22 protein-coding genes and 2 tRNA genes are annotated in these 23,684 nt (G+C 32.8%); 4 read left to right on the forward strand and 20 right to left on the reverse strand.

Going from position 1 to position 23,684, the window contains the following annotated elements; translation table 11 throughout:
* Nucleotide 1: 1 nt before the first annotated feature.
* Nucleotides 2-991, forward strand: a complete 990-nt coding sequence (gene mtnA, locus DEFDS_RS00305; RefSeq protein ID WP_013006821.1) for an S-methyl-5-thioribose-1-phosphate isomerase — start codon at nucleotides 2-4, stop codon at nucleotides 989-991.
* 10 nt (nucleotides 992-1,001) lie between these two features.
* The gene (locus DEFDS_RS00310; protein ID WP_013006822.1) at nucleotides 1,002-1,976 is read left to right on the forward strand and encodes a class II fructose-bisphosphate aldolase; all 975 of its coding nucleotides are present in this window, start codon (nucleotides 1,002-1,004) and stop codon (nucleotides 1,974-1,976) included.
* Between the two features lie 25 nt (nucleotides 1,977-2,001).
* Here DEFDS_RS00310 and DEFDS_RS00315 read toward each other — a convergent pair whose 3' ends face one another.
* The 10 genes from DEFDS_RS00315 to DEFDS_RS00360 form a co-directional block, all read right to left on the reverse strand.
* Nucleotides 2,002-2,349, reverse strand: coding sequence for a hypothetical protein (locus DEFDS_RS00315; RefSeq protein WP_013006823.1), 348 nt, complete (start codon nucleotides 2,347-2,349; stop codon nucleotides 2,002-2,004).
* 84 nt (nucleotides 2,350-2,433) lie between these two features.
* The gene (locus tag DEFDS_RS00320) at nucleotides 2,434-2,808 is read right to left on the reverse strand and encodes a response regulator transcription factor (RefSeq protein ID WP_013006824.1); all 375 of its coding nucleotides are present in this window, start codon (nucleotides 2,806-2,808) and stop codon (nucleotides 2,434-2,436) included.
* The gene (locus DEFDS_RS00325) at nucleotides 2,798-3,625 is read right to left on the reverse strand and encodes a TatD family hydrolase (protein WP_013006825.1); all 828 of its coding nucleotides are present in this window, start codon (nucleotides 3,623-3,625) and stop codon (nucleotides 2,798-2,800) included. The genes DEFDS_RS00320 and DEFDS_RS00325 overlap by 11 nt, the downstream gene beginning before the upstream one ends.
* The gene (gene metG / locus DEFDS_RS00330) at nucleotides 3,622-5,544 is read right to left on the reverse strand and encodes a methionine--tRNA ligase (RefSeq protein WP_013006826.1); all 1,923 of its coding nucleotides are present in this window, start codon (nucleotides 5,542-5,544) and stop codon (nucleotides 3,622-3,624) included. The genes DEFDS_RS00325 and metG overlap by 4 nt, the downstream gene beginning before the upstream one ends.
* Entirely contained in the window at nucleotides 5,541-6,248 is a 708-nt protein-coding gene (locus tag DEFDS_RS00335) for a PSP1 domain-containing protein (RefSeq protein WP_013006827.1), read from the reverse strand. The genes metG and DEFDS_RS00335 overlap by 4 nt, the downstream gene beginning before the upstream one ends.
* Nucleotides 6,241-7,029 carry an ATP-binding protein gene (locus DEFDS_RS12485; RefSeq protein ID WP_013006828.1) on the reverse strand — a complete coding sequence of 263 codons (789 nt, stop codon included), beginning with the start codon at nucleotides 7,027-7,029 and terminating at the stop codon, nucleotides 6,241-6,243. The genes DEFDS_RS00335 and DEFDS_RS12485 overlap by 8 nt, the downstream gene beginning before the upstream one ends.
* The gene (tmk, locus tag DEFDS_RS00345; protein ID WP_013006829.1) at nucleotides 7,020-7,667 is read right to left on the reverse strand and encodes a dTMP kinase; all 648 of its coding nucleotides are present in this window, start codon (nucleotides 7,665-7,667) and stop codon (nucleotides 7,020-7,022) included. Before tmk ends, DEFDS_RS12485 begins: the two co-directional genes overlap by 10 nt.
* Nucleotides 7,654-8,583 (reverse strand): MOSC domain-containing protein, encoded by a 930-nt coding sequence (locus DEFDS_RS00350; RefSeq protein WP_013006830.1) that lies wholly within the window; start codon nucleotides 8,581-8,583, stop codon nucleotides 7,654-7,656. The genes tmk and DEFDS_RS00350 overlap by 14 nt, the downstream gene beginning before the upstream one ends.
* Before the next feature lie 45 nt (nucleotides 8,584-8,628).
* Nucleotides 8,629-9,537 carry an AEC family transporter gene (locus DEFDS_RS00355; protein ID WP_013006831.1) on the reverse strand — a complete coding sequence of 303 codons (909 nt, stop codon included), beginning with the start codon at nucleotides 9,535-9,537 and terminating at the stop codon, nucleotides 8,629-8,631.
* 16 nt (nucleotides 9,538-9,553) lie between these two features.
* On the reverse strand, nucleotides 9,554-10,213 hold the full coding sequence (locus tag DEFDS_RS00360; RefSeq protein ID WP_041223515.1) for a hypothetical protein: 660 nt from the start codon (nucleotides 10,211-10,213) through the stop codon (nucleotides 9,554-9,556).
* Between the two features lie 293 nt (nucleotides 10,214-10,506).
* Here DEFDS_RS00360 and DEFDS_RS00365 point away from each other — a divergent pair, with 293 nt between their 5' ends.
* Nucleotides 10,507-12,405: a transketolase gene (locus tag DEFDS_RS00365; protein WP_013006833.1), complete on the forward strand. Its 1,899-nt coding sequence runs from the start codon at nucleotides 10,507-10,509 to the stop codon at nucleotides 12,403-12,405.
* Between the two features lie 34 nt (nucleotides 12,406-12,439).
* Here the strand turns inward: DEFDS_RS00365 and DEFDS_RS00370 are convergent, their stop codons facing one another.
* The 10 genes from DEFDS_RS00370 to DEFDS_RS00415 form a co-directional block, all read right to left on the reverse strand.
* Nucleotides 12,440-12,925: a HyaD/HybD family hydrogenase maturation endopeptidase gene (locus tag DEFDS_RS00370; protein ID WP_013006834.1), complete on the reverse strand. Its 486-nt coding sequence runs from the start codon at nucleotides 12,923-12,925 to the stop codon at nucleotides 12,440-12,442.
* 39 nt (nucleotides 12,926-12,964) lie between these two features.
* Nucleotides 12,965-13,651 carry a Ni/Fe-hydrogenase, b-type cytochrome subunit gene (gene cybH / locus DEFDS_RS00375; RefSeq protein WP_013006835.1) on the reverse strand — a complete coding sequence of 229 codons (687 nt, stop codon included), beginning with the start codon at nucleotides 13,649-13,651 and terminating at the stop codon, nucleotides 12,965-12,967.
* Nucleotides 13,652-13,660: 9 nt separating this feature from the next.
* Nucleotides 13,661-15,373 carry a nickel-dependent hydrogenase large subunit gene (locus DEFDS_RS00380; protein ID WP_013006836.1) on the reverse strand — a complete coding sequence of 571 codons (1,713 nt, stop codon included), beginning with the start codon at nucleotides 15,371-15,373 and terminating at the stop codon, nucleotides 13,661-13,663.
* A 20-nt stretch (nucleotides 15,374-15,393) separates the two neighbouring features.
* Nucleotides 15,394-16,485, reverse strand: coding sequence for a hydrogenase small subunit (locus DEFDS_RS00385; RefSeq protein WP_013006837.1), 1,092 nt, complete (start codon nucleotides 16,483-16,485; stop codon nucleotides 15,394-15,396).
* A 135-nt stretch (nucleotides 16,486-16,620) separates the two neighbouring features.
* Complete coding sequence (locus DEFDS_RS00390) at nucleotides 16,621-18,462, reverse strand: alpha-amylase family glycosyl hydrolase (protein WP_013006838.1); 1,842 nt, start codon at nucleotides 18,460-18,462, stop codon at nucleotides 16,621-16,623.
* Nucleotides 18,455-18,805: an STAS domain-containing protein gene (locus tag DEFDS_RS00395; protein WP_013006839.1), complete on the reverse strand. Its 351-nt coding sequence runs from the start codon at nucleotides 18,803-18,805 to the stop codon at nucleotides 18,455-18,457. Before DEFDS_RS00395 ends, DEFDS_RS00390 begins: the two co-directional genes overlap by 8 nt.
* 69 nt (nucleotides 18,806-18,874) lie before the next feature.
* Nucleotides 18,875-20,089: a DUF438 domain-containing protein gene (locus DEFDS_RS00400; RefSeq protein ID WP_013006840.1), complete on the reverse strand. Its 1,215-nt coding sequence runs from the start codon at nucleotides 20,087-20,089 to the stop codon at nucleotides 18,875-18,877.
* 9 nt (nucleotides 20,090-20,098) lie between these two features.
* Complete coding sequence (locus DEFDS_RS00405; RefSeq protein WP_013006841.1) at nucleotides 20,099-21,745, reverse strand: Na/Pi cotransporter family protein; 1,647 nt, start codon at nucleotides 21,743-21,745, stop codon at nucleotides 20,099-20,101.
* A gap of 250 nt (nucleotides 21,746-21,995) precedes the next feature.
* Nucleotides 21,996-22,069, reverse strand: a tRNA-Met gene (locus DEFDS_RS00410).
* Between the two features lie 36 nt (nucleotides 22,070-22,105).
* Nucleotides 22,106-22,182 (reverse strand) — tRNA-Met (locus DEFDS_RS00415).
* A gap of 203 nt (nucleotides 22,183-22,385) precedes the next feature.
* Between DEFDS_RS00415 and DEFDS_RS00420 the strand changes: the two genes are divergently transcribed.
* Nucleotides 22,386-23,672, forward strand: a complete 1,287-nt coding sequence (locus tag DEFDS_RS00420) for an ammonium transporter (protein WP_041223516.1) — start codon at nucleotides 22,386-22,388, stop codon at nucleotides 23,670-23,672.
* Nucleotides 23,673-23,684 lie beyond the last annotated feature (12 nt).

The raw sequence follows: 23,684 nt of genomic DNA on the forward strand, positions 1-23,684 counted from the left end.
TATGGTTGAGCCTATTATTTGGGAAAATGGAGTATTAAAACTTCTTGATCAGAGAATCTTACCACATGAAAAAAGGTATGTTGAGTGCAATACTGCAGAAAATGTGGCAAATGCCATAAAAGATATGGTTGTTAGAGGTGCTCCTGCAATTGGTGTTACGGCTGCTTTTGGTGTAGTTTTAGGGCTCAAAGAGGGAAAAAATATAGATGAAATTTATAGTTTACTGCTCAATACAAGACCAACTGCAGTAAATCTTAAATGGGCTCTTGATAAAATGAAGGCTGCCTATGAGTATGCAGAAGGTAATATAGATTTTGTTGAAGAAAGCGCAGTTAAACTTTTTGAAAGGGATATCGAGTACAACAGAATGATTGGTAAAAGTGGGCTACAGGTTATTAAAGATGGTGATAATATTCTTACTCACTGTAATGCTGGAGCGCTTGCTACAGCTGGATATGGCACAGCTCTTGGGGTACTTAGGGCGGCAAAAGAGGCAGGTTTGAATATACATGTGTATGTAGATGAGACAAGGCCTTATTTGCAGGGTGCAAGATTGACAGCTTTTGAATTGATGGAAGAGGGGATTTCCTGTACTCTTATTTGTGATAATATGCCTGGCTTTTTGATGAAGCAAAAGAAGATAGATAAAATAATTGTTGGTGCTGATAGAATTGCCAAAAATGGGGATACTGCAAACAAAATTGGCACTTATCAGCTGGCAGTTTTAGCATATTTTCATGATATTCCACTTTATATTGCTGCTCCGATTTCAACTTTTGATTTTAGTATAGAATGTGGTGATGATATTGTAATTGAGCATAGAAATCCTGATGAGGTTAGAAAAGTAGGTGATAAATTGATTGCTCCAGAAAATGTTAATGTTTATAACCCTGCTTTTGATGTGACACCTGCAAATCTTATTAGTGGATTTATTACAGAGTTTGGAGTCTTCAACTCTGTTGATGAAATTTTGAATAAAATAAATGACTAAGGAGGAGCTTATGGGGATTAGTTACAAAGAGTTAGGGCTTGTTAACACAAGAGAGATGTTTAAAAAGGCGATGGAAGGTAAATATGCCATCCCTGCTTATAATTTCAACAACTTAGAGCAATTACAGGCTATAATTCAAGCTTGTGTTGAAACAAGATCACCTGTGATATTGCAGGTATCAAAAGGGGCAAGACAGTATGCAAATGCTACAATGTTAAGGTATATGGCTATGGGGGCTGTGGAGTATGCTAAAGAGCTTGGCTATGAAATCCCTATAGCATTACATCTTGATCATGGTGATAGTTTTGAGTTGTGTAAGGCCTGTGTAGATAATGGCTTTTCTTCTGTTATGATAGATGGTTCTCATTTACCTTTTGAGGAGAATATTGAGATTACTAGAAAAGTAGTGGAATATGCTCATCAGTTTGATGTGACAGTTGAAGGTGAGCTGGGAGTTTTAGCTGGTATAGAAGAGGATGTAAAAGCAGAAAAATCTCACTATACAAATCCTGATGAGGTAGAAGAGTTTGTGGAAAGGACAGGGGTTGATTCCCTTGCTATTTCTATTGGGACATCTCATGGTGCTTATAAATTCAAAGTAAAACCTGGTGAGCAGGTACCACCTCTTAGATTTGACATTTTAGAGGAGATTGAAAGAAGATTGCCAGGTTTCCCTATAGTTTTACATGGTGCTTCATCTGTAATACCTGAATATGTTGAGTTAATAAATAAATACGGAGGAAATTTAGAAGGGGCAGTTGGTGTACCTGAAGACCAGCTTAGAAAAGCTGCAACAAGTGCTGTATGTAAAATAAATATTGATAGCGATGGAAGGCTTGCTTTCACTGCGAAGGTTAGGGAGTTTTTGTGGAACAATCCAAAAGAGTTTGATCCAAGAAAATATTTAAAGCCAGCTAGAGAAGAGCTTGTGAAAATGTATAAACATAAAAATATAAATGTTCTTGGTAGTGCAAATAAAGCATAGAAGGGCTGCAGAAAGCAGCCCTTTTTTATTGAGTACAACTTTCTGGTTCAAATGAACCTAATCCATGGTTAGTCAAAAAAGCTTCAATGTTTTTCCAATCTTTTTCTTTAAGTTTAATAGTATCTAATTCTCCATTTTTATGTATAGCTATCAACCTTTTCCTCTTATTTTGAAAATAATATTTCCATTGCTCAATAGTGAATGTTGATGGGGTTACATAAGTGATATCTTTCTTTTTACCGGAATGACATGTTTTGTGGCAGTATTTTTTAAATTTTCTTTTACCTGCTCGTTGGCTAACAGCGAAAGCGTTGATTGCCAAGCTTAATATAAGAATTAGAGTGGTTAAAAAGATAACGGTTTTCTTTTTCATGGTGGCCTCCTTTAATCAAAATAAAACACCATGTCTAATTATATCATTTATTATTTAAGTGTAAATAGAAAAATAAACAGTATTTTATAAAGAATTTAGATTATTTAAAATATTATTGACCCTTTTTAACAATTCATCAGGATCAAAAGGTTTCTCTACAAAATCAACAGCTCCAAGATCAAATGATATAATCATATTATCCAAATTTGAAAAAGCTGTTATTACTATAACAGGCAACTCTTCATCGATACTCCGTATTTTACTCAGAAAATTTAAACCATCCATAAAGGGCATATTGATATCAGTAATAACGAGGGAGTAGCTATTGTCCTGTATCATTGCATATGCGTCTTTACCATTGTCAACAATATCAACGGAAAACCCTTTTCTTTCAAAATAGGTTTTTAAACCCAAAAGTGTGTCTGTGTTGTCTTCAACAATAAGCAACTTATAAGGCATTTAATTCACCGAAAAGTTTTGTGAAGTTTTTCTCCGTTTGTTTTGCAAGTGTTACAATATCCACATCTTTTAATTGAGAAATAAAATTTGCAGTATAAATTGTATGAGAAGGGTCGTTTGTTTTCCCCCTTTTAGGTACAGGTGCAAGATATGGGGAGTCTGTTTCAACTAATAGATGATCAATAGGTATCTCTTTAACAGATTCTTGTATTTCAATAGCTTTTTTATAGGTAACATTTCCAGCTACAGAAATCAAAAAATCGTTATTTAAAGCCCAATTCATTATTTTCTTATCGCCATTAAAACAGTGGATTATACCTCTTAATTTTTTTTCAGCATTCATTTCATCTAAAATTTTTATAAGGTCGTCGGTGGCATCCCTGTTATGAATAATTATCGGTTTTTGTAGAGAGATGGCAAGATCAAGAAAAATCCTGAATACATTTTGTTGAATATCTTTTGGCGCATAATTTCTGTAATAATCCAACCCTATTTCACCAATAGCGATAACTTTTTCATTTTCAGCAAGTTGTTCGAAAAGACTCAACTCTTTTATATTAAAATCAGCTGAGTCATGAGGGTGTACACCAATTGCAGCATAAACAAAATCATATTTTTTTGCTATTTCCAAAGCTTTTACAGAATCTTTGTAATTGATACCAATATTTACAATTCTATGAATTCTATTTTGTTTGCATTTTTTAAACACTTCTTCAAGGTTCGAATTTAATGGCTCAAAGTGAATATGAGAGTGGGAATCAGTGAAGAATGCCCCACTCTCTTTTAGCTTGTTTATCTGTGTTTCAATGTCTATCATTTTATTATACTTCCTGCTGGGACATCATTGGGCAGTTCTACAACAACATGTTTATCCCCAATCCAGGCAGCTAAAATCATCCCTTCAGATTTTACACCCATAAGCTTAGCAGGTTTTAAGTTTGAAACTACTGCAACTGTTTTCCCTTTTAAATCTTCTGGATTATAACTTTTAGCAACACCTGCCACTATCTGTCTTATGTCGTTATTTCCAAGATCAACTTTTAGTTTTAACAACTTTTCAGATTTTTTAATTTTTTCAGCTTCTAGTATTTTACCTGCTTTTAATACCACTTTTGAAAACTGGTCTATTGTGATTTGTTCAATTTCTGGTTCTGGTTTTGTTTTTTCATTTTCAGCTTTTATTTTATCAATAAATTCTTTTTCATCTATTCTTGGGAAAAGCTGTTTAGCTTCTCCGAGTTTTAGTCCAGGTTTTAATTGTTTTACTTTTTTCAAATCTTCAAAGTCACTTTTAAATACATCTATATCGATATTTAATTGTCTTCTTATTTCTTCAGATGTTTGAGGCATAAATGGATAAATTAGTAAAGATAATATTCTTATTCCGTCCAATACTAAATAAAGAACAGATTCTAATCTATCCCTTTTAGATTCATCTTTTGCTAACATCCATGGAGCATTTTTATCTATGTATTTATTTAGCTCTGATACAAGTTGCCAGATTGAAATGAGAGCTTTGTTGAAAGCTATATTGTTTAGATGAGTATCTACTTCATCAAAAACCTCTTCTATTTTTGCTAAAAGCTCTTTGTCTGTTTCATCTTCAACTTTATACTCAGGGATTATGCCATTAAAATATCTTTTAACCATCCCCATTGTTCTATTTAATAGGTTTCCCAAGTCATTAGCCAGATCACCATTTATTCTGTGAATTAAAGCTTTAAAAGAGAAATCACCATCTAAGCCAAAAGGGACTTCTCTTAACAAAAAGTATCTAATAGCGTCTACTCCAAAGGTATCCACGAGCCAGTTAGGGTCTATGGCATTGCCAAGAGATTTACTCATTTTTTGACCTTCTACAGTCCACCAGCCATGGGCAAATACCTTTTTAGGTAATGGAAGACCAGCACTCATGAGCATTGTGGGCCAATAAACTGTATGGAATCTGAGAATATCTTTACCAACAAGATGGACATCTGCTGGCCAATATTTTTTAAACTGCTTTGTTTCATCTAAATAACCAATTGCAGAAATATAGTTTGTCAAAGCATCTATCCAAACATAAATTACATGATTTTCGTCCCCAGGGACAGGTATTCCCCATTTAAATGATACTCTACTAACAGATAAATCTTTTAAACCTTCTTTTATGAAAGATACAATTTCATTTTTTCTGGAAGTTGGTTGTATAAAATCTGGGTTTTCTTGGATATATTTTAGTAATTCGTTCTGATATTTTGACATTTTAAAAAAGTAACTTGGTTCTTTCAATTTATGAGTCTCTCTGCCACATGATGGGCAATGGTTACCATCTAACAACTGGGTTTCAGTCCAATAAGTTTCACAAGGGGTGCAGTACCAACCTTCATATTCTCCCAAATAAATATCTCCATTTTCTTGCATTTTTTTGAAAATTTTTTGTACTGTTTTTTTATGCTCTTCATCAGTAGTTCTTATAAATTTATCATTGGATATATTAAGTTTTACCCATAAGCTTTTAAATCTTTCAACAACAGTATCTGCAAGCTCTTTTGGAGTAATACCTTTTTTTTGTGCTGCTTGTTCGATTTTTTGTCCATGTTCATCTGTCCCGGTCAAGAAGAAAACATCATAACCACAAAGTCTTTTATACCTAGCTAAAACGTCAGCAGCAACTGTTGTGTATGCATGACCAATATGAGGGACATCGTTTACATAATAAATAGGGGTGGTAACATAAAAGGTTTTATTGCTCATATTTTTCCTCCACTTTCTTCATCAACTATATCTTGAAATTCTATAAATTCACCATCTTCTAAATCTTCTTCATAGGTTTCATACATTAAGCAGCACATAAGCCTACTACATACACCAGATATTTTTGATGGATTTAATATTAGATTTTGGTCTTTTGCCATTTTTATAGAAATATTTTGAAAGGTTCTTAAAAAGGTAGAACAGCACAGCTCTCTTCCGCAAACACCTATTCCACCTAAAATTTTTGTAGCATCTCTAACTCCAACCTGCCTCATTTCGATCCTTGTTCTAAATACTCTTGCAAGATCTTTTACAAGCTCTCTGAAATCTATCCTCCCATCAGCCGTAAAGTAGAATGTTAACTTTTTTCTATCAAGCGTATATTCAGCTTTTAATAATTTCATTTCGTGTTTATGCTTTTTTACAAATTGCTTGCAAATTTCAAGAGCCTTGATTTCATCTTTTTTGTTTTGTACAAGCCTTGTTAAATCATCACTATTTGCAAGCCTTAAGACCTTTTTCATTACAGAAAGGTCTTCTATTTGAATTTTTCTGTCAGGGATGATTACTGTGGCTATATCTTCCCCTTTTTCTGATTCTACGACTACAAAATCCCCTCTTTTAGCATTAACATTATTGGTTAAAAAATAATATATTTTCCCAGCCCTTTTAAAGGCAACACCTGTAGCATTTATCTCAATCACTTTTTACCTCAATAATTTTTGTAATTAAATACCCTTTTGCTATATCAAGATTAATATTATAGTCAACACTTTTCAAAATATCCAGCAGATAATCTGTAAACTGTATCATCTTTATGCTATTTTTTTCAAAAGCTATTTTCTTTGCCTGTTTGACAATTGATGTCAAAAGGTTTTTAAGCTCTTCTCTATCATTTGTTTTATTAATCTCGTTTAGAATATTAAGTAAAGGTTCATTTTGAATATCAAAAACATTTTTTTCTTCAACCTCGTTATTAAAAATTTGAGCAATTTCATCTTTTGGCAATCTATGAAAATTAATTTTTATACATCTGGATCTAATTGTTGGGATAATCATTTCATAGTTGTGAGTTACTAAAATAAAAGTGGTATCAAGTGGCGGTTCTTCTAATGTTTTGAGCATAGCATTTGCAGCTTCTCTTTTTATTTTGTGGAAATTATCTAAAATGAAAAATTTTCTTTTACCAGTAAAAGATGATAAAAATGCTCTTTCGTTTAAATCTCTAATATTATCAATAGTTAGGTCATTTTCATTTAATAAAATTACATCGGGATGAGTGTTTTGGTCTATTTGAATGCAGCTGTTACAACTGCACTCTTCAAAAAACTTTTCATCTTTACAATGGGCAGCTTTTGCTAAATTAATCGCGAAAAACTTTTTCCCAACTCCTTCATTTCCAGCAAATATATAAGCTGGATGGAATGTATCGTTTATCAAAATTGTTTTAAAATAACTTTTAAGATGCTTGTGCCCTACAAACATAGCTTTTCGTTTACGATTGATTTTATTTCTTTGAATAAGCTATCTATATCTCTATCACCATTAATAACTTTAACATTTTTGTAATTTTTACTATACCATAAAAAGCCTTCTCTAACCTTTTTATAAAAATCGATACCGTTTTTTTCAAATTTACCTTCAGAATTTTCACAGTTTTGATCTTTTAATCTTTTTAGAGCTCTTTCAAGAGCTATTTCAACTGGTAAATCAATTATAATTGTCAAGTCAGGCCATTTGAATACTGTGTGCTGCTCTAAATATTGTAAAAAAGATTTCTCTAATCCACGTGCAAAGATTTGATAAGCATAAGTTGATGAGATAAATCTATCACAAATGATAGTTTTGCCACTGTTTAATCCTGGAATTATAATTTTTTTTTGATGTTCTAATCTATCTGCAGAATATAGAAGCAGTTCTGTATTAGGTTCGATATCATAATCTGTTGAAATCAATATATTTCTTAAAATAGTACCAGTTTTTGTGCCACCAGGTTCTTTAGTTAATAGAATATTTAATCCAATATTGTTAAGGTATTCTTTAAGTAATTTGCACTGGGTAGTTTTACCACACCCATCAATACCATCGATTACTAAAAAGAAACTTTTCTTAATTGGTTGCACAGTCTTCTTTATCACCCTGTAGTTTTTTTATTGTATGTGGAATTGCAGGAAAAACAGTTTCAAGGTTTTCTAAAGCACCTTTTGGACTACCTGGGACATTTATAATTAAAGAGTTTCTTCTTGTACCACACATAGCTCTTGAAATTAAAGCATGTGGTGTTTTTTCAAAACTTTTCATTCTCATTGCTTCTGCAAAACCTGGTAGCTCTTTTTCAATAACTCTTTTTGTAATGTCTGGAGCGATATCTCTTGGAGAGATACCAGTTGAACCGTTTGTAATTATTAAGTCAAACTGTTGTAAATCTGTGAAGTCAACAAGCATATTTTCCAAAATATCTTTTTCATCAGGGATCATTTCATATCTGATAAATGAAGTTTTTAAATTTTGCTCTATGTATTCTTTAATTTTTATACCTGTTATATCTTCTCTTTCACCTTTACTCCCTTTATCACTTAATGTTATTATAGCTACACTAAAACCATCTTTTGGGAGCACCTCTATTGTGTCACCAACAGTTATTTTTCCACTATTTTTTACAACAGCGAAAATACCCTCTTTTGGCATTATGCAATCACCTGCTTGATAGTAGATGGCACACCTGTGGTGACAGATTTTACCTATCTGAGAGATTACAAATTCAATATTGTTTATTTTAAGTCTTTCACCCACCTTCATTTTGCACAGCTCAATACCTTCGGTGGTTATATTTTCTGCGAAATCACCACTTTTTACATCAAGGCCTAAGTTTCTCATCTTTTCTATACTTTCTTTTGCTAAAAAACTTACCTGTCTATGCCAGTTGCCAGCGTGTGCATCACCAACAATGCCATAATTTTCTTTTATTTCTACAGAATTTACATTGTATTTTCTTGTCCCTTTTTTCTCACTGATAGAAACAGCAAAAACTTTGCCCATAAATCACCTCAATCAAATTTTATCATATAATAAATAAATCGCAGTTTAAGTCAAATAAGAAATTAATATGGGTAAGGTTAGTCCAGATAAAATTGTTGAAAGAAGAATTGTTGTTGAGAGAAATTCAGGTGATCTATTGAATCTGATAGCATACATCAGAGGGAGAAGGGCGCTTGGTGCAGAAGTTTGAACAATGGCTACTTGTTTTTCTATCCCTTCAATATTCAAAAAAATTGTAATACAAATTGCCACTAAAGGTGAAATAACCAGTCTTAGAAATACTGATAAAAAAGCTGGTTTTAATAGTTTTGATGTAAATTTAATTTTGGATAGTTGAAGACCCAAAATAAATATTAGAAGTGGAATTGCTGCATTGGATAAAATTCCAAATGATTTGTCTAAAAATTCTGGAAGTCTAAGGTTAAACTCAGAAAATATTATAGCAAGTAAAAATGCGTGGATAAGTGGTATCTTTAATACATCTTTGAACGCAAGTAGAAAATTTTTCTCATTTGATGATAACATTATGGCAAGTGTGGAAAGAGGGATATTGAATACCACAAAATAGATAATAGAAAAGAAAACCCCTTTATTACCATATGCGAAACTAATAAGAGGCAAACCAAAATTTCCGACATTTATCATTGAAACGGACAGTATAAATGGTATTTTATATTTTGCATCGTTAATGAAAAATTTGAAAATAATTAGCGAAATAATTATCAATAATGATACTAATAAAATCATAAATATCATTGGCTTGTACAAGCTGATTAAATTAATTTTGTATGAAAGTAGAGAGTGAAATACAAAAATTGGTGCAAAAATGGTTAATGTAATATCAGTCACAAAACGAAAATCTATATCTTTTACCCTGTTATAAATAAACGCAATTGCAATAATAACAAATATTGGTAAAACAGTTTTTAAAAATATGGTAAAAAGGGTTATCATTATAAAATGTTAGTTTTTATTCACAAACCTTTTTTATTTCCTCTACAGTTAAACCAATCTCTTTCATTTTTAATATCTTTTCAACGCTGCATTTACTTTTTTGCTCTGGCTTTTGAGGTTCATATTTTTGATTTCTAAATGTTTCAAATTTATTTTCTTCTTCAGGTATTTTATTTATTAATGATTGCAAAGCGTCTACAAGTTGTTCTGCCTGGTTGCTATCATGTATTAAGATTTTAAATGTTTGACTACATTCACCATTATCAAAGATATACCAGTTAACTTTAACTCCGTTGTTTGTGATTACAGGTTCTTTTAAGGATGTACCATAACAGCTATAAATATTTCCGTTTATTACTTTTACATAATTAGCACCCAAAAATTTGTTAACTTTGGCTCTGTGATTTCTGTCATATAATTCCAAAGTTTTTATATAAAACTTATCTCTTTTTTTATGAACCCATGTGAAAGCGAAAAATCTATTGTCATCAGAATGGTAAGTTTTATAATATTTATAACTGCTTGAAGGCGGATTCTTATCAAGAATTTCGCTTATTATTGCAAATTCATCTTTGTTTAAATTTTGTTTGATTAATAATTCTGGGTTTTGTTTTTTTGCACATCCAAGTATTAAAAATAAAGTGAAAACTAAAGATAAAGTTATAACCTTTTTCATTTTTGACCCCTTTTTAATTTTTTTAAAGAGTATGTTGCACAATAGTCTAACTTATTGAAAATTAATATGAGATTGCTTCTTCGCTTACACTCCTCGCAATGACAGATAAGTTGATCATTGCGAGCATTAGCAAAGCAATCCCAAAATGCTAATTTTTTATTGTGCAACATATTTTAAATATATATCTTTTTTATCTTAAAAGTTCAATAAAATTAAAGATAAAAGATAAATTGACATAGCCTTGTTAGTTTGTTAATAGTTCATAATCAAAATTCTGAATACCGGAGAGTTGTATGAAAATATTAAGTGAAGCAGAAATAAAAGAATTAGAAAAGATGTCTGTTTTGTGTAGAGGGGATATTTTAAAAATGACTACCCTTGCAGGAAGTGGGCATCCTGGTGGCTCGATGTCATCTATTGATATGTATTTGACAGTATATAAAATAGCTAATATCTCCCCTGATAACTATAAAGAGCTTAATAGAGACAGAATAATTGTTTCTCATGGGCACACATCTCCAGGTGTATATTCTGCTCTTGGTAGAAATGGTTTTTTTGATATTGATGAGGCAATCGCTTATTTTAGATTGGCTGGGAGTATCTTTGAGGGGCATATAGAGAGAATGGTGCCAGGTGTAGAATGGACTACAGGTAATTTAGGGCAAGGGTTATCTGCGGCGTGTGGTATGGCTCTTGCAGCAAAGCATTTAGGTGCTGAGTATGGTGTTTACTGTTTTATGGGTGATGGTGAGCAGCAGAAAGGTCAAGTTAGCGAAGCAAGAAGATTTGCTGTTAAATACAATTTAGATAATTTGATAGCTTTTGTAGATTATAATAAATTGCAGATTAGTGGTAATATATCTGAGGTTATGCCTCAGAATATAAAAGATGAATATATCGCTTCTGGTTGGGCAGTTCTTGAAATAGATGGGCATAATATTAAAGAGATTGCTGATGCAATTTATCAAGCTAAAAAGATAGCAAGGCCTGTTTTGATACTAGCAAAAACTGTTATGGGTAAGGGTGTATCTTTTATGGAAAATAAAGAGGTTTATCATGGAAAACCCTTAAATGAAGAGCAACTTGATGCTGCCCTGAAAGAGCTGGGACTTGAAAATGACCTTGAAAAGTATAAAGAGATGAGAAAACAGTTTGTTTTTGATGAATCAGCTCATGAGATTTTTAGATATGAAGTTGCTGTAGATACAGGTTTCCCAAAAACTTATGGCACAGATGTATCTATGGATAACAGAGGTGTTTTTGGTAATGCTATTACTGAGCTAGTTCAGATAAATATGGCTGAAAATAATACTCCGATAATCGTTTTTGATTGTGATTTGGCTGGTTCTGTTAAAACTGATAAGGTGGCAAAAGAGTTTGCAGAAAACTTTTATGAAGCAGGGATTCAGGAGCATCATACGGCAGTTTGTGCTGGAGCTGCAAGTGTAAATGGGCTTGTTTCATTTTTTGCAGACTTTGGAGTGTTCGGGATTGATGAAACTTATAATCAGCAAAGACTAAATGATATAAATGATACAAATCTCAAAGTGGTTACAACACATGTGGGTATAGATGTTGGAGAAGATGGTAAAACTCATCAATGTATTGATTATATAGGAGCAATGAGAAATCTCTATGGATTTAAGGTAATTGTTCCTGCTGATCCAAACCAAACGGATAGAGCTGTCAGATATGCTGCAAAAGAGTATGGGAATTTTTTAATTGCAATGGGTAGATCAAAAGTCCCGGTAATTGCAGATAAAGAAGGCAGACCATATTATGGCGATGATTATGAGTTTAAATATGGAAAAATAGATGTAATAAGAGATGGAGAAATCCCTCTTTTTAGTTATGGATCAATGCTTCATCGTGCTGTTAAAGTGTATGATATTGTTTCAAATCAAGGAGTAAATCTTGCTGTTTTGAATGTTTCATCACCTTTTAAGCTTGATTTAGAGGTTTTAGAAAGGTTTAAAGATAGTAAGATATGGTTTACTTATGAAGATCATAATGTAAACACAGGGCTTGGTTCCATTCTTGCTGATTTTATCGCTGAAAACGGATGTGGTGTAAAACTTGTAAAATTTGGAGTTAAAGGTTATTCTTATTCTGGTAAACCTGATCATATATTTGAATTAATTGGGTTGTCACCAGAAGCAGTTGCCGCAGAAATCGTGAAAAATCTAAAATAAAAGAAAGAGCTCCTGATAAAGCAGGAGTTCTTTCTTATAATTTTTGAGCAAATTTTTTTAATATCGAATCTATTTCTTCTTTTACTTTATTTTCTAATTTGTCTAAATTGTTTTCTACTTCTTTTGAAAATTCTTTATCCATATTTATATCTTTAATTTGAATTCCATACATCACTACATACTCAGATTTTATGTCAACCAGCTCTGCAGCAGTTAAAATATCTTTTAAACCCATCTGATGTGGTGAAAGTTTGTTTTCAAATACAGCGTGAATATCTTCCCCCTCTATTTTCACCACAGTTCCTGGTGGTAAGTCTAGATCTACAGCATCGACAATAATGAGATGAGTAACATCAGAAAGGTGGGGAACTATATCAAGCCCCAATGTCCCACCATCCATAAAGTGCAAAAATGGGTATTTATTTAAGTCATAATGCTTTTGTAATCTATAAATAATTTCTAACCCTGCAGCGTCATCATTCATTAAAAGATTTCCTAAACCCAAAACCAATATCTTCATTGCACCCTCAAAAAAATAGCCGCCTGATGGCGGCTTTTATTAATGATTTCTTTCAGGTTTCCAACCTGAAAAGATAGAACTAATTTCTCCAGATTGAGTCTTAAAGTCAAAAATGACTGCGGAGTATAAGTGGTTAATTACAAATCCAGCTATAAGATACATAACTAAATAATGGAAAAATCTAACCCACTGATTGCTTGCAATGGAAAATACCCATGATGTAAGCGAGTATAGTGTTGAATTAGGATCTGCTTGAGCCCACAATGCAAAACCAGTAATTATTTGTAAAATGAAAAGATTGAAAAGAACTATGTAAGCAACAAGTGCCACTGGGTTGTGTCCTAAAGTATGAGGAGGTTCTTTTTCCAAAAATGTGTAGTATTTGAGATAGGAGAAGAATATTTTTCTATCTTCTTTTTTAAATGGGTTGGAAAATGAATGCCAGCTTGCATATTTATTACCCACAAATAGCCAGAACAATCTCAAAAGAACACTAAAAGCAAAAATAACACCCACAAGATAATGAACATACCTGATAGTTCCCATTACGTATACACCATATCTCGAAGAAGCAGAGATAAAAGGGTAATGAATATATAATCCTGTAAATGATAAAATAATTATCGAAAAGAAATTTAACCAGTGGCTGATTCTAACTGGGGCTTCCCAAACATAAACAAATTTTTTAGCAGCACATTTTGGACAATCTTTATACGTATTAGCCATAATGGCCTCCTATAAAACCTTCACTTTAGAGCGAAGTTTGCCCTTTTCGTCATATACATGCACAGCACATGCAAGACATGGGTCAAAAGAATGAATTGTTCTTAATATTTCAAGTGGTTTATCAGGGTCAGCAATTGGGGTTCCAATTAGAGATTCTTCATATGGCCCTCTTTGCCCTTTTGCATCTCTTGGGCCAGCGTTCCAAGTGGAAGGAACTACTGCCTGATAGTTCTTTATCTGTTTGTTTTCAATAACAATCCAATGTCCTAAAGCTCCTCTTGGTGCCTCGTGCCAACCGTAACCAGCAGCTTTTGATGGCCATGTTTCTGGATCCCACTTTTCACCGTTATGAACACTTAAATCACCAGATTTTATATTTGCAACAAGCATATCTATCCATTTTGGCAATCTATTCACAGTGATAAGTGTTTCTATACCTCTTGCTGCTGTTCTTCCCAATGTTGAGAACAATACTTCAGGGCCTGCACCAAGTTTTTTCAATGCCCAGTCAACTGCATCTTTAATCTCTTTATGCCCTTTTGCATACCCAACAACCATTCTTGCCAATGGACCAACTTCCATAGGTTTATCATCGTATCTTGGAGCTTTTACCCATGAGTATTTATTATCTACATCAAGGTATTCATATGGAGGTTTCGGCCCAGTATATTTCCAGTTTGTCTCACCATCAAATGGATGTTTACCCTTATCATCCCCACCTGTATATTCATACCAAGAATGAGTTACATATTCAGTGATTTTTTTCTGGTCAACTTCTAATACCTTGCTAATATCTGCATTTAAAACAATCCCTGATGGTATCCATAATCCGTTTGGATAACCAGATTGATCTTCTGGATATTCACCGTATGATAAGAAGTTTTTGACTCCAGCACCAATAGATGCCCACTCAGGATAAAACTGTGCTACAGCTAAAAGGTCAGGGATATATACTTGTTCTACAAACTCTTTTGCCATATTTACAAACTCTTTTATTTGGGCAATTCTATCAGCATTTAAAGCATTTTGGCTGTTTGGGTCAACAGGTACAGACATCCCACCAACAAGGAAAGTCTGTGGGTGTGGGTTTTTAGAACCTAAAATAGCGTGTATTTTAATTATCTCTTTTTGCAAATGTAATGCTTCAAGGTAATGAGCTACTGCCATTAGGTTTGCTTCTGGTGGTAATTTATAAGCAGGATGCCCCCAGTAAGCATTGCCAAATGGTCCAAGTCTTCCTGTTTTAGCAAAAACAGCAATTTTGTTTTGAACAGACCTAAAGTAATCTTCACTAGAATACTTCCAATCAGATATACTTTGCTGTAATGCTGCTGTTTTCTTAGGATCAGCTTTGAGAGCAGAAACTATATCTACCCAATCCAATGCATGTAAGTGATAAAAATGGATTACGTGGTCTTGAACATTTTGAATACCGATAATGATATTTCTAATCATTTCAGCGTTAAAAGGTATTTTGATGCCGAGAGCGTTTTCTACTGCCCTAATAGATGCAATAGAGTGAACAGTGGTACATACTCCGCAAAATCTTTGAGTAAAATACCATGCGTCTCTTGGATCTCTCCCCTGAAGGATTTTTTCTACACCTCTAAACATTGTTGAGCTTGACCAAGCATCAACAATCTTTCCATTTTCTACTTTTGCTTCTATTCTTAAATGACCTTCTATCCTTGTTATTGGATCAACAACTATTCTATTAGCCATAGCTTACACCCCACTTTATATTATTCTTTGTCTTCAAATTCGTTTTCTACTTTTTTCACAAGTCCACGGTTTCTAATTGCTGTAACAATACCGTGAACACCAAACACTACAGCTGAAATCCCCACAATGGTTGTTCCAATTTTTGTGGCTGTAGCTTCAACACCAAAGCCAGGTACATTTGGTAATCTTTTGTAAATTGGCGTCATAGTATCCCAAAAGCCTGGTTCACTACATCCAACACAACCGTGTCCTGCCATTACAGGCCAGCTTGTACCTTCATTCCATCTGACGGTTGGGCAGTTATGAAAAGTTTCTGGGCCTTTGCAACCCATCTTATATAAACACCATCCTTGACGATGCCCTTCATCTCCCCACTCTTCTACAAATTGACCAGCATCAAAATGTGCTCTTCTTTCACAATTATCATGGATCCGTTTACCATAAGCAAATTTTGGTCTTAAAAATTTATCAAGTGCAGGTGCAGCACCAAAAAGTAAATAATGTACAACAGTGGCTGTTAAATTATCAACATTCATTGGGCACCCAGGCAGATTGATAACTGTTTTTTCTGGGATTATCTCTTTTACAGATTTAGCACCAGTAGGGTTTGGGTAAGCAGCTGGTAAACCACCATATGCAGCACAGGTGCCAACTGCAATCACAAAGGCTGCGTTTCCACCAACCTCTTTTAGGATGTCAACAGCTGATCTCCCACCTACACAGCAATATACTCCATCATCTTCAACAGGTATTGAACCCTCAACAATGCAGATATACTTACCTTTGTATTTTTTTACAGTTTCTTCTCTTGCTGCTTCAGCTTGATGTCCTGCTGCAGCCATGATTGTTTCATGATAATCAATAGATAAGTAATCCAAGACAAGTTCGGCTACTGTTGGCCTGTTTGCTCTTAATAAAGATTCTGAATCCCCTGCACAATCTTGAAATTCCAACCAAATAACCGGAGGTCTGTTATCATTTTCAATAGCTTCAGCAATTTTTGGTGCAAAAGCTGGAGATAGAGCTAAAGTACCTGATAAAGCAGTACAGTATTTTAGAAAATCTCTTCTGCTTATACCATATTCTTTTAAAATTTCATTGAATTTGCCCATAATAAAACCCCCTATAAACTGTTCTATTTAATTTTGACATATGCTTAATAAAAAATCAACACTTTTTTATAATATTTACCAATTAGTTGCAGCAGAGAATATTAGATTATTATAATATATAAATATTCAAATAATCTAATATCCCTTTAACCATAAATAATCGTAAGGTTTTAGTTTTATTAATAAATTAGAATCTTTATAGCTTATCTTTTGCTCAGTAATCAAATTTACGAGATCGCAGTTGTTTTTAAAATAATGTTTTAAATTAATATTTAGGTCAAATTCAGCATCTGTGATGTTTACTATGACTAAAACTTTAGAGTCTTCGTATTCTCTTAGTAATGCAAAAACTCTTTTATCTATGTTTATAACTTTTTGCTGTGCGTTTGGATGGAATGCTTTTTCTTTAACTCTTTTAGATATAACATTAATAAGCATTTTCAATGCCTTATGACTATGGCTACTTTCATTTCTTAAAATTTCATTTAACGATTTTTCACTTAATACTTTCCTGTTTATACTTCTTGTTTGCTTTTCATTTAAAACTGCTTCGGCATCATTTTTTGATGCGAATAAACTGTGTATATATATTGCAGGAACCCCCATAAATGATAGTGCAATTACTCTAGATGAGATAAATCTTTTTAGTTTAATCATTTCATCTTCTGGCTCATCTTCGTTGTTTAATGCGCTGTACCATGTAATATTCAGTTCATAAGGGGACTCGTTCCCGTCTTTGTCAGTCCTGTATGAGATAAAGCCTCCATGCTCAAGGGTTTTTAAAACCATCATTTCTATATCTTTATCATCCAATATCCCTTTAGCAGGCAAAAGCCCTATTCCGTCATGGGAATCTAAAAAATTAAAATAAGTTGCTTCGTCAGAAACTTTTGTGATAGTTTTTGCCCAGTTTGTAAGTTTCGTCGAATCTTTTGTGTAGTATGTATATAAAACGAGTGGTGGCAAAGCAAAATTATATACCATATGTGCTTCGTCATATCCATTGCCAAAATATTTAATATTTTGTTCATGAGGGACATTTGTTTCAGTAATTATGGCCACGTGTGGTGCTACAAAACTTAAAATATCTCTAAAAAGTTTTATTGTTTCATGGGTTTGTTTAAGATGGGCACATTCTGTACCCAGTTCTTCCCACAGATATGTTACCGCATCAAGCCTTATGATATCAGCGCCTCTTCTAACGTAGTAGAGTAAAATATCAAGCATTCTAATTAAAACCTTTGGATTTCTGTAATTTAGATCAATTTGATCTGGACTAAAAGTAGTCCAAACCAGTTTTTTACCATTTATTGTATCAAATTCTGTAAAAAGTGGGGTCGTCCTTGGCCTCAATATTAGTTTTAAATGATCTTCAGAAATCATCTCTTTTGTTGACAACACAATAAAATAATTTTGATAGTCAGGATTGCCATTTAAGAACTCCTGAAACCACCTACTTTTTGATGAAATGTGATTAAAAACGCCATCGAACATAAGCTTGAAATCTTTTTTAAGATTAATAATATCTTCCCAACTACCTATTCTTGGGTCAACCTGTTCAAAATCTATAACTGAAAAACCTCTATCAGATGAATAAGGGTAAAAAGGGAGAAGGTGTATTGTATTAATTACATTTTTTAGATATTTTTTTACAAACTTGGACAATACTTTTATCGGTTTTTTGTATCTATTTTTTATTATGTCCCCATAAGTTATCAGCACTACATCTTTTTCTGTAAAACGATCTTTTGGGTTAAACCGTTTTTCCCACTCCTTCATTGTATCTGTTTTATGGGCATAATAAACTTTCATTATTCGTTCTACTTCTGGATACCATTTTTTGGCTTTGAAGGAGTCATAAAGAATAGTTAGTCTATTGATAATTTTTTTCTTAAGCTCTATGGGAATTTCTAAGAGAGGTTTGCTGTAATCTGCTTCCAAAAGATGAAACTTGGAAGGATCGAATTTTTTACTCATTTTTAGTGTTATTAAATTCCTCTAAAGCTTCTTGAACAGTTTTAAACTCTTTCAAAACCTTATCTAAGTGAGTAATATTAAAGATCTCTTTTATTCTGTCGTTTGTTACAACAATTTTTACATCCCCACCATTTGCTCTACAATGTGCAATTTTTGATACAATTGCACCTAAACCACTTGAATCAATAAATTCAGTGTTTGTTAAGTCTATGATGAATTTGTATTTTTTGTCTGCTACATATTTAGCAATTATGTCTTTTAATTCCTGAGAATTTGAGGCATCTAGCCTAGTAGGTATTTCTATCAATATTACACCATCTTTTTCTTGAATATTATAAGACATAAAACACCTCCTAAACAATGCTTTTATAGAATGAATAAAAATAATCGTCAAGAAATTAAAATTTAATGCTTATTCGTTATCCCAATCTAAAAGTCTTTGTTCACCTTCTAATTTTTTTATATCAGTTATATCTTGGGTTACTTCTATTAAACCTTTATAAATACCTTTATCATCACGTATAGCAAAGTATTGAATAAGTATAAATTTCCCAGCCATTTGAATCCAGAAAGTTGCATTATCCTTTTCCCCATTTTTAAAAGCCTCGATAATTTTATTAACGATATGAACACTTTCGTGAGGGTGACAGTTTTGAACTTTTCTTCCAATAATTGCTTTTGTTCTTACAAAAATACGATCTTTTGGTGTAGAAAAATATCTTACAGTATCATTTTCATCAACAAAAGTTATATCAACAGGTAAGTTGTTAAAAATCAGTTTAATTTGCTCCACATTTAGTTGACCAGTATCTAAATCGATCAGGTTGTCAAAAATTTTATCAAACGTTTTTTCTTTAAGTTTAATAGATTTTAAGATTGATTTATCAATATTTATAAAGTGAAATCCTATATCTATTGCTTCAATAAGTGCAAACTCAAGTTTTGATTTGTCTATGTATTTATAACAAATTGGATACAATATATGATTTTCTCTGAAAATTAATGTGTGCATATCAAAGAATATTTTTCCAATGAAGGTGTTAAATTGTTCTATATTACTATCATCAGATTCTATTAGTTTTTGTAATGTTTTTAGATTCTTTCTTATGTCATCATGTATAGACCACATTATTTTTAAGCAACCATGATATTGAAAATACTTTTCAATAATAGGGAATAGAATGTTTTCTTTTATATGATAATGTGTTGTAAACTTTATCAATTCATCAATTTCAAACAGCAATTTTTCTGTATTGAATATTGGTTGTTTGTGGTTAACTTCTTTCACTAATATTTTTAGCTTTTTTAACTTTTCTTGTAGTTTTAGATTGTGTTTATGTAGATAAAATAAAATTGATTTGTTGTTATAATCAGGAATAGGGTAGCTTGTTAGAGATTTGAAAAATAGATTTAAGGCTTTACTTACAGCAATTTTTACACTATTCATTTCGAAATCTTCTTTTATTAATAGGTCAAAACCTATCATGACATCTAAAGGTGTGACTTCGGATATGAGTTTTTCATATTTATTGTATAAAAGTTTCCCTTGTGCACCTTCGATCAGTTCTTTTGTAAGGTTAAAAACTTTGTAACTGTTTTCAGATAAATTACCTATAAATTCTGACATACTGGCCTCTTAAGAAAATTCTTTAATAATTTGGGCGATATTAAATGTGTGGTCGCCCACTTTTTCAAGGTTGTTTAAAATATCCACATACACTATTCCTGCGTCCACATTACAGACACCTTCATTTAGTCTCTTCATATGATTGTTTTTAAACTCTTTTCTTAGTTCATCTATGATATTTTCATCTTCAGTGTCCACGATTTGATCATAAACTTCGCTATTATATATTTTAAGTATGTTTTCAGCAAATTTTATGGCTACATTAAAGATCTCTTCCATCTCTTTCATCGCTTGTGGTGAAAAGTGTATATCTTTCTCTATAATTCTTTCAGTAAATTTTGCTATATTTTCAGAGTGGTCTGCAATTTTTTCTATTTCATGTAAAACATGTAGAATATTATTTATTGTTTTAGAGTTTTCTTCACTCAAAGGTTTTTGGAAAAGCTGGACAACAAAAACAGTAATATCTTTTTCCAACTGATCAACAATGTCTTCTCTAGCATATATATCGCCAATCAACTTTAAATCTCTATTAAAAAAAGCTTTCTTTGAATCTTTTAACATTGATAGTGCAATATTTGACATTCTTTCCACTTCTTTTTTTGCCTGAGCTATTGCAAGAGCAGGTGTATCAATAAGACGATCATCTATATATACAAACTCAGTTTTTTTCTTGTCTTCTTTTATTACTTTTTCGCATAATTTCCCTAATACACCGAGCAAAGGTAAAAATATAATTGTATTTATTACATTAAATGCAGTGTGAAAGTTTGCTATATGTCTTGCCACATAAGGTGCTGTTCCATTAGGGTCAATATAATAAGGATCACCAGGAGTAATAACATCTATAAAATGTCCCATAATTTTTAGAAGGAAAAACATATAAAAAACACCAATAAAGTTAAACAAGAAATGGCCAAAGGCTGCTCTTTTTGCTGTGCTGTTTGCACCTATTGCTGCTAAGTTTGCCGTTATTGTGGTACCAATATTTTCACCTAAAACAAAGGCAATTGCAGCTGAATAATCAATCAAACCTGTTGTTGCAAGGGCAATAGTTATTCCCATCATTGCAGAACTGCTTTGAACAATCATTGTCAATGCAGCACCTGCAGCAATAGCAGCTAATGGATTTTTAGAGAAATAAAGAAACATATTAGTAAATTGTTGACTTTTTCTTAATGGGACAAAGGCATGCTCCATTGTTTTTAAACCTATAAATAATAAACCAAAGCCGATTAGTACTTCTCCAATATATTGGCGCTTTTTATTTTTTGAAAATAGCCTCAGTGCAGCGCCAATTGCTACTGCTGGCAAGGCCAATTTGCCCACTTTAAATGCTATTAGCTGAGCTGTCATAGTTGTACCAATATTTGCACCTAAAACCACACTAAGAGCCTGAGATAAATTCATCAAGCCAGCATTGACGAAACCAACAACCATAACAGTAGTAGCTGAGCTACTTTGAATAATAGAAGTTACAATCAATCCCACTATAACCCCTATTATTCTGTTTGTTGTCAGCTTTTCAAGAATACTTCTTAAACCTTTTCCTGCTGCCTTTTGCAGCCCTTCTGACATGAACTTCATACCCATTAAAAAAAGACCCAGACCACCAAAGAGACCCGATAAGACTTCAAACCAATTGATATGCGCCATATTGCAACCCCTATTAATTGAATGAATATCCTTTTCTTTTTTGCACAAAAAAGATGAATACTCAATAATTTTTAATAATAAATTTTTTTGTTATGATAGATTACTACCTGAGAAGTCTTGCTAAAATGAGTACTATTAAATAATTATTTTAAAATGCAGTTTTAAAAGTATTTTAGAAAGTTGTTTAAGTTAATTTTTGATTTCATATAGAAATATGATTTTTAAACTGAACGAGAATAGATATATAGAATGGCGGCACAGGGACTTGAACCCCGGACCCTGCGGATATGAGCCGCATGCTCTCACCAGCTGAGCTATGCCGCCATATAAAAAAACCGGCAAAGTGCCGGATTATTGACTTGGTTGCGGGGGCCGGATTTGAACCGACGACCTTCGGGTTATGAGCCCGACGAGCTACCAAACTGCTCTACCCCGCGTCAGCGAACAGTAAATATATAATTATTTTTTAAATTGTCAAGCACTTTTTCTATAATAAAAGTATAAAAATTTATAGTATGCCTATTTTTTAACCACTGTGTGTATAAAAAATGCTCATCTGCGAAAAAAATTGTTATTTAATCATATCTATTTCTTGGCACAAATATTGCATTAACATTGTAAAACAATGGAGGATTTAAGCATGAAAAGGTTTTTAATTAGTTTGTTCTTTATTTTTACTTTTAGCTGTTTTGCTTTTGCTAATGATAATCAAACAATAAATTGGGTAGATACTGTGTGGATGATTGTGGCTACTGCATTTGTTATGCTTATGACTCCAGCTGGACTTGCTTTATTTTATGGAGGGATGACAAGGACAAAAAATATTCTTAATACTATAGGGATGAGTTTTATGTCTTATGCTTTAGCATCTGTTTTATGGGTTATTATTTTGTTTAGTTTAGCATTTGGACATGATGTTGGTGGTTTAATTGGAGGGTTAGATTATATATTTTTTAAAAATGTAGGAATTAATGATATACAGGGGACAATACCAAAAATTTTGTTTGCAATATTTCAAATGACTTTTGCAGGGATAACTTTGGCACTGATTAGTGGTTCTGTTGTTGAAAGGATAAAATTTAGCTTTTGGATTGTTTTTGGTGTTTTATGGTTAATCGTTGTGTATGCTCCTGTGGCTCATTGGGTGTGGGGAGGTGGTTTTATCGGTAAAATGGGTGCACTCGATTTTGCTGGCGGTACAGTTGTGCATATAAATGCAGGTATTTCTGGTTTGGTTTTAGCTTTACTTGTTGGAAAAAGGAGGGATTATGGTAAAACAGCTATTATTCCATCATCTTTGGTTTTGACAGTTCTTGGTGCAGGTCTTTTGTGGTTTGGATGGTTTGGATTTAATGCTGGAAGTGAGTTGGCAGTTGATGGAGTTGCTGTAAATGCTTTCCTTGTAACAAACACATCGGCTGCTATGGGTGCCATTACCTGGATTGTAATTGAATGGCTTATTGCAAAACGCCCTACTATGCTTGGTGCAGTATCAGGTGCAATTGCAGGGCTTGTAGCAATAACTCCTGCTGCTGGTTTTGTGTCGGCTTCTGCATCTTTACTTTTTGGGATATTATCTGGAATCGTTGGTTTTTTAGGGGTTTTTGTAATTAAAAATAGATTTAAATATGATGATTCATTAGATGCTTTTGGTGTACATGGGTTATGTGGAATTTTGGGGGCTTTATTGACAGGTATATTTGCAAATCCAGAGATTAATAATTTAGGTAAAGGGTTTTTGTATGGTAATCCCAGTCAACTTTGGATACAACTGGTTTCTGTAGTAATTACCATTGTATACTCTGGGATTTGTACACTGATACTTTTTTATATTATCAAAATTTTTATTTCACCAAGGGTTGATGATGAGTCAGAATTAAAAGGGCTTGATGAAGTGGAGCATGGCGAAAGAGGTTTTAATTTATGAAAAGGGTATTTA

Source organism: Deferribacter desulfuricans SSM1, from assembly GCF_000010985.1.
GTDB lineage: Bacteria > Chrysiogenota > Deferribacteres > Deferribacterales > Deferribacteraceae > Deferribacter > Deferribacter desulfuricans.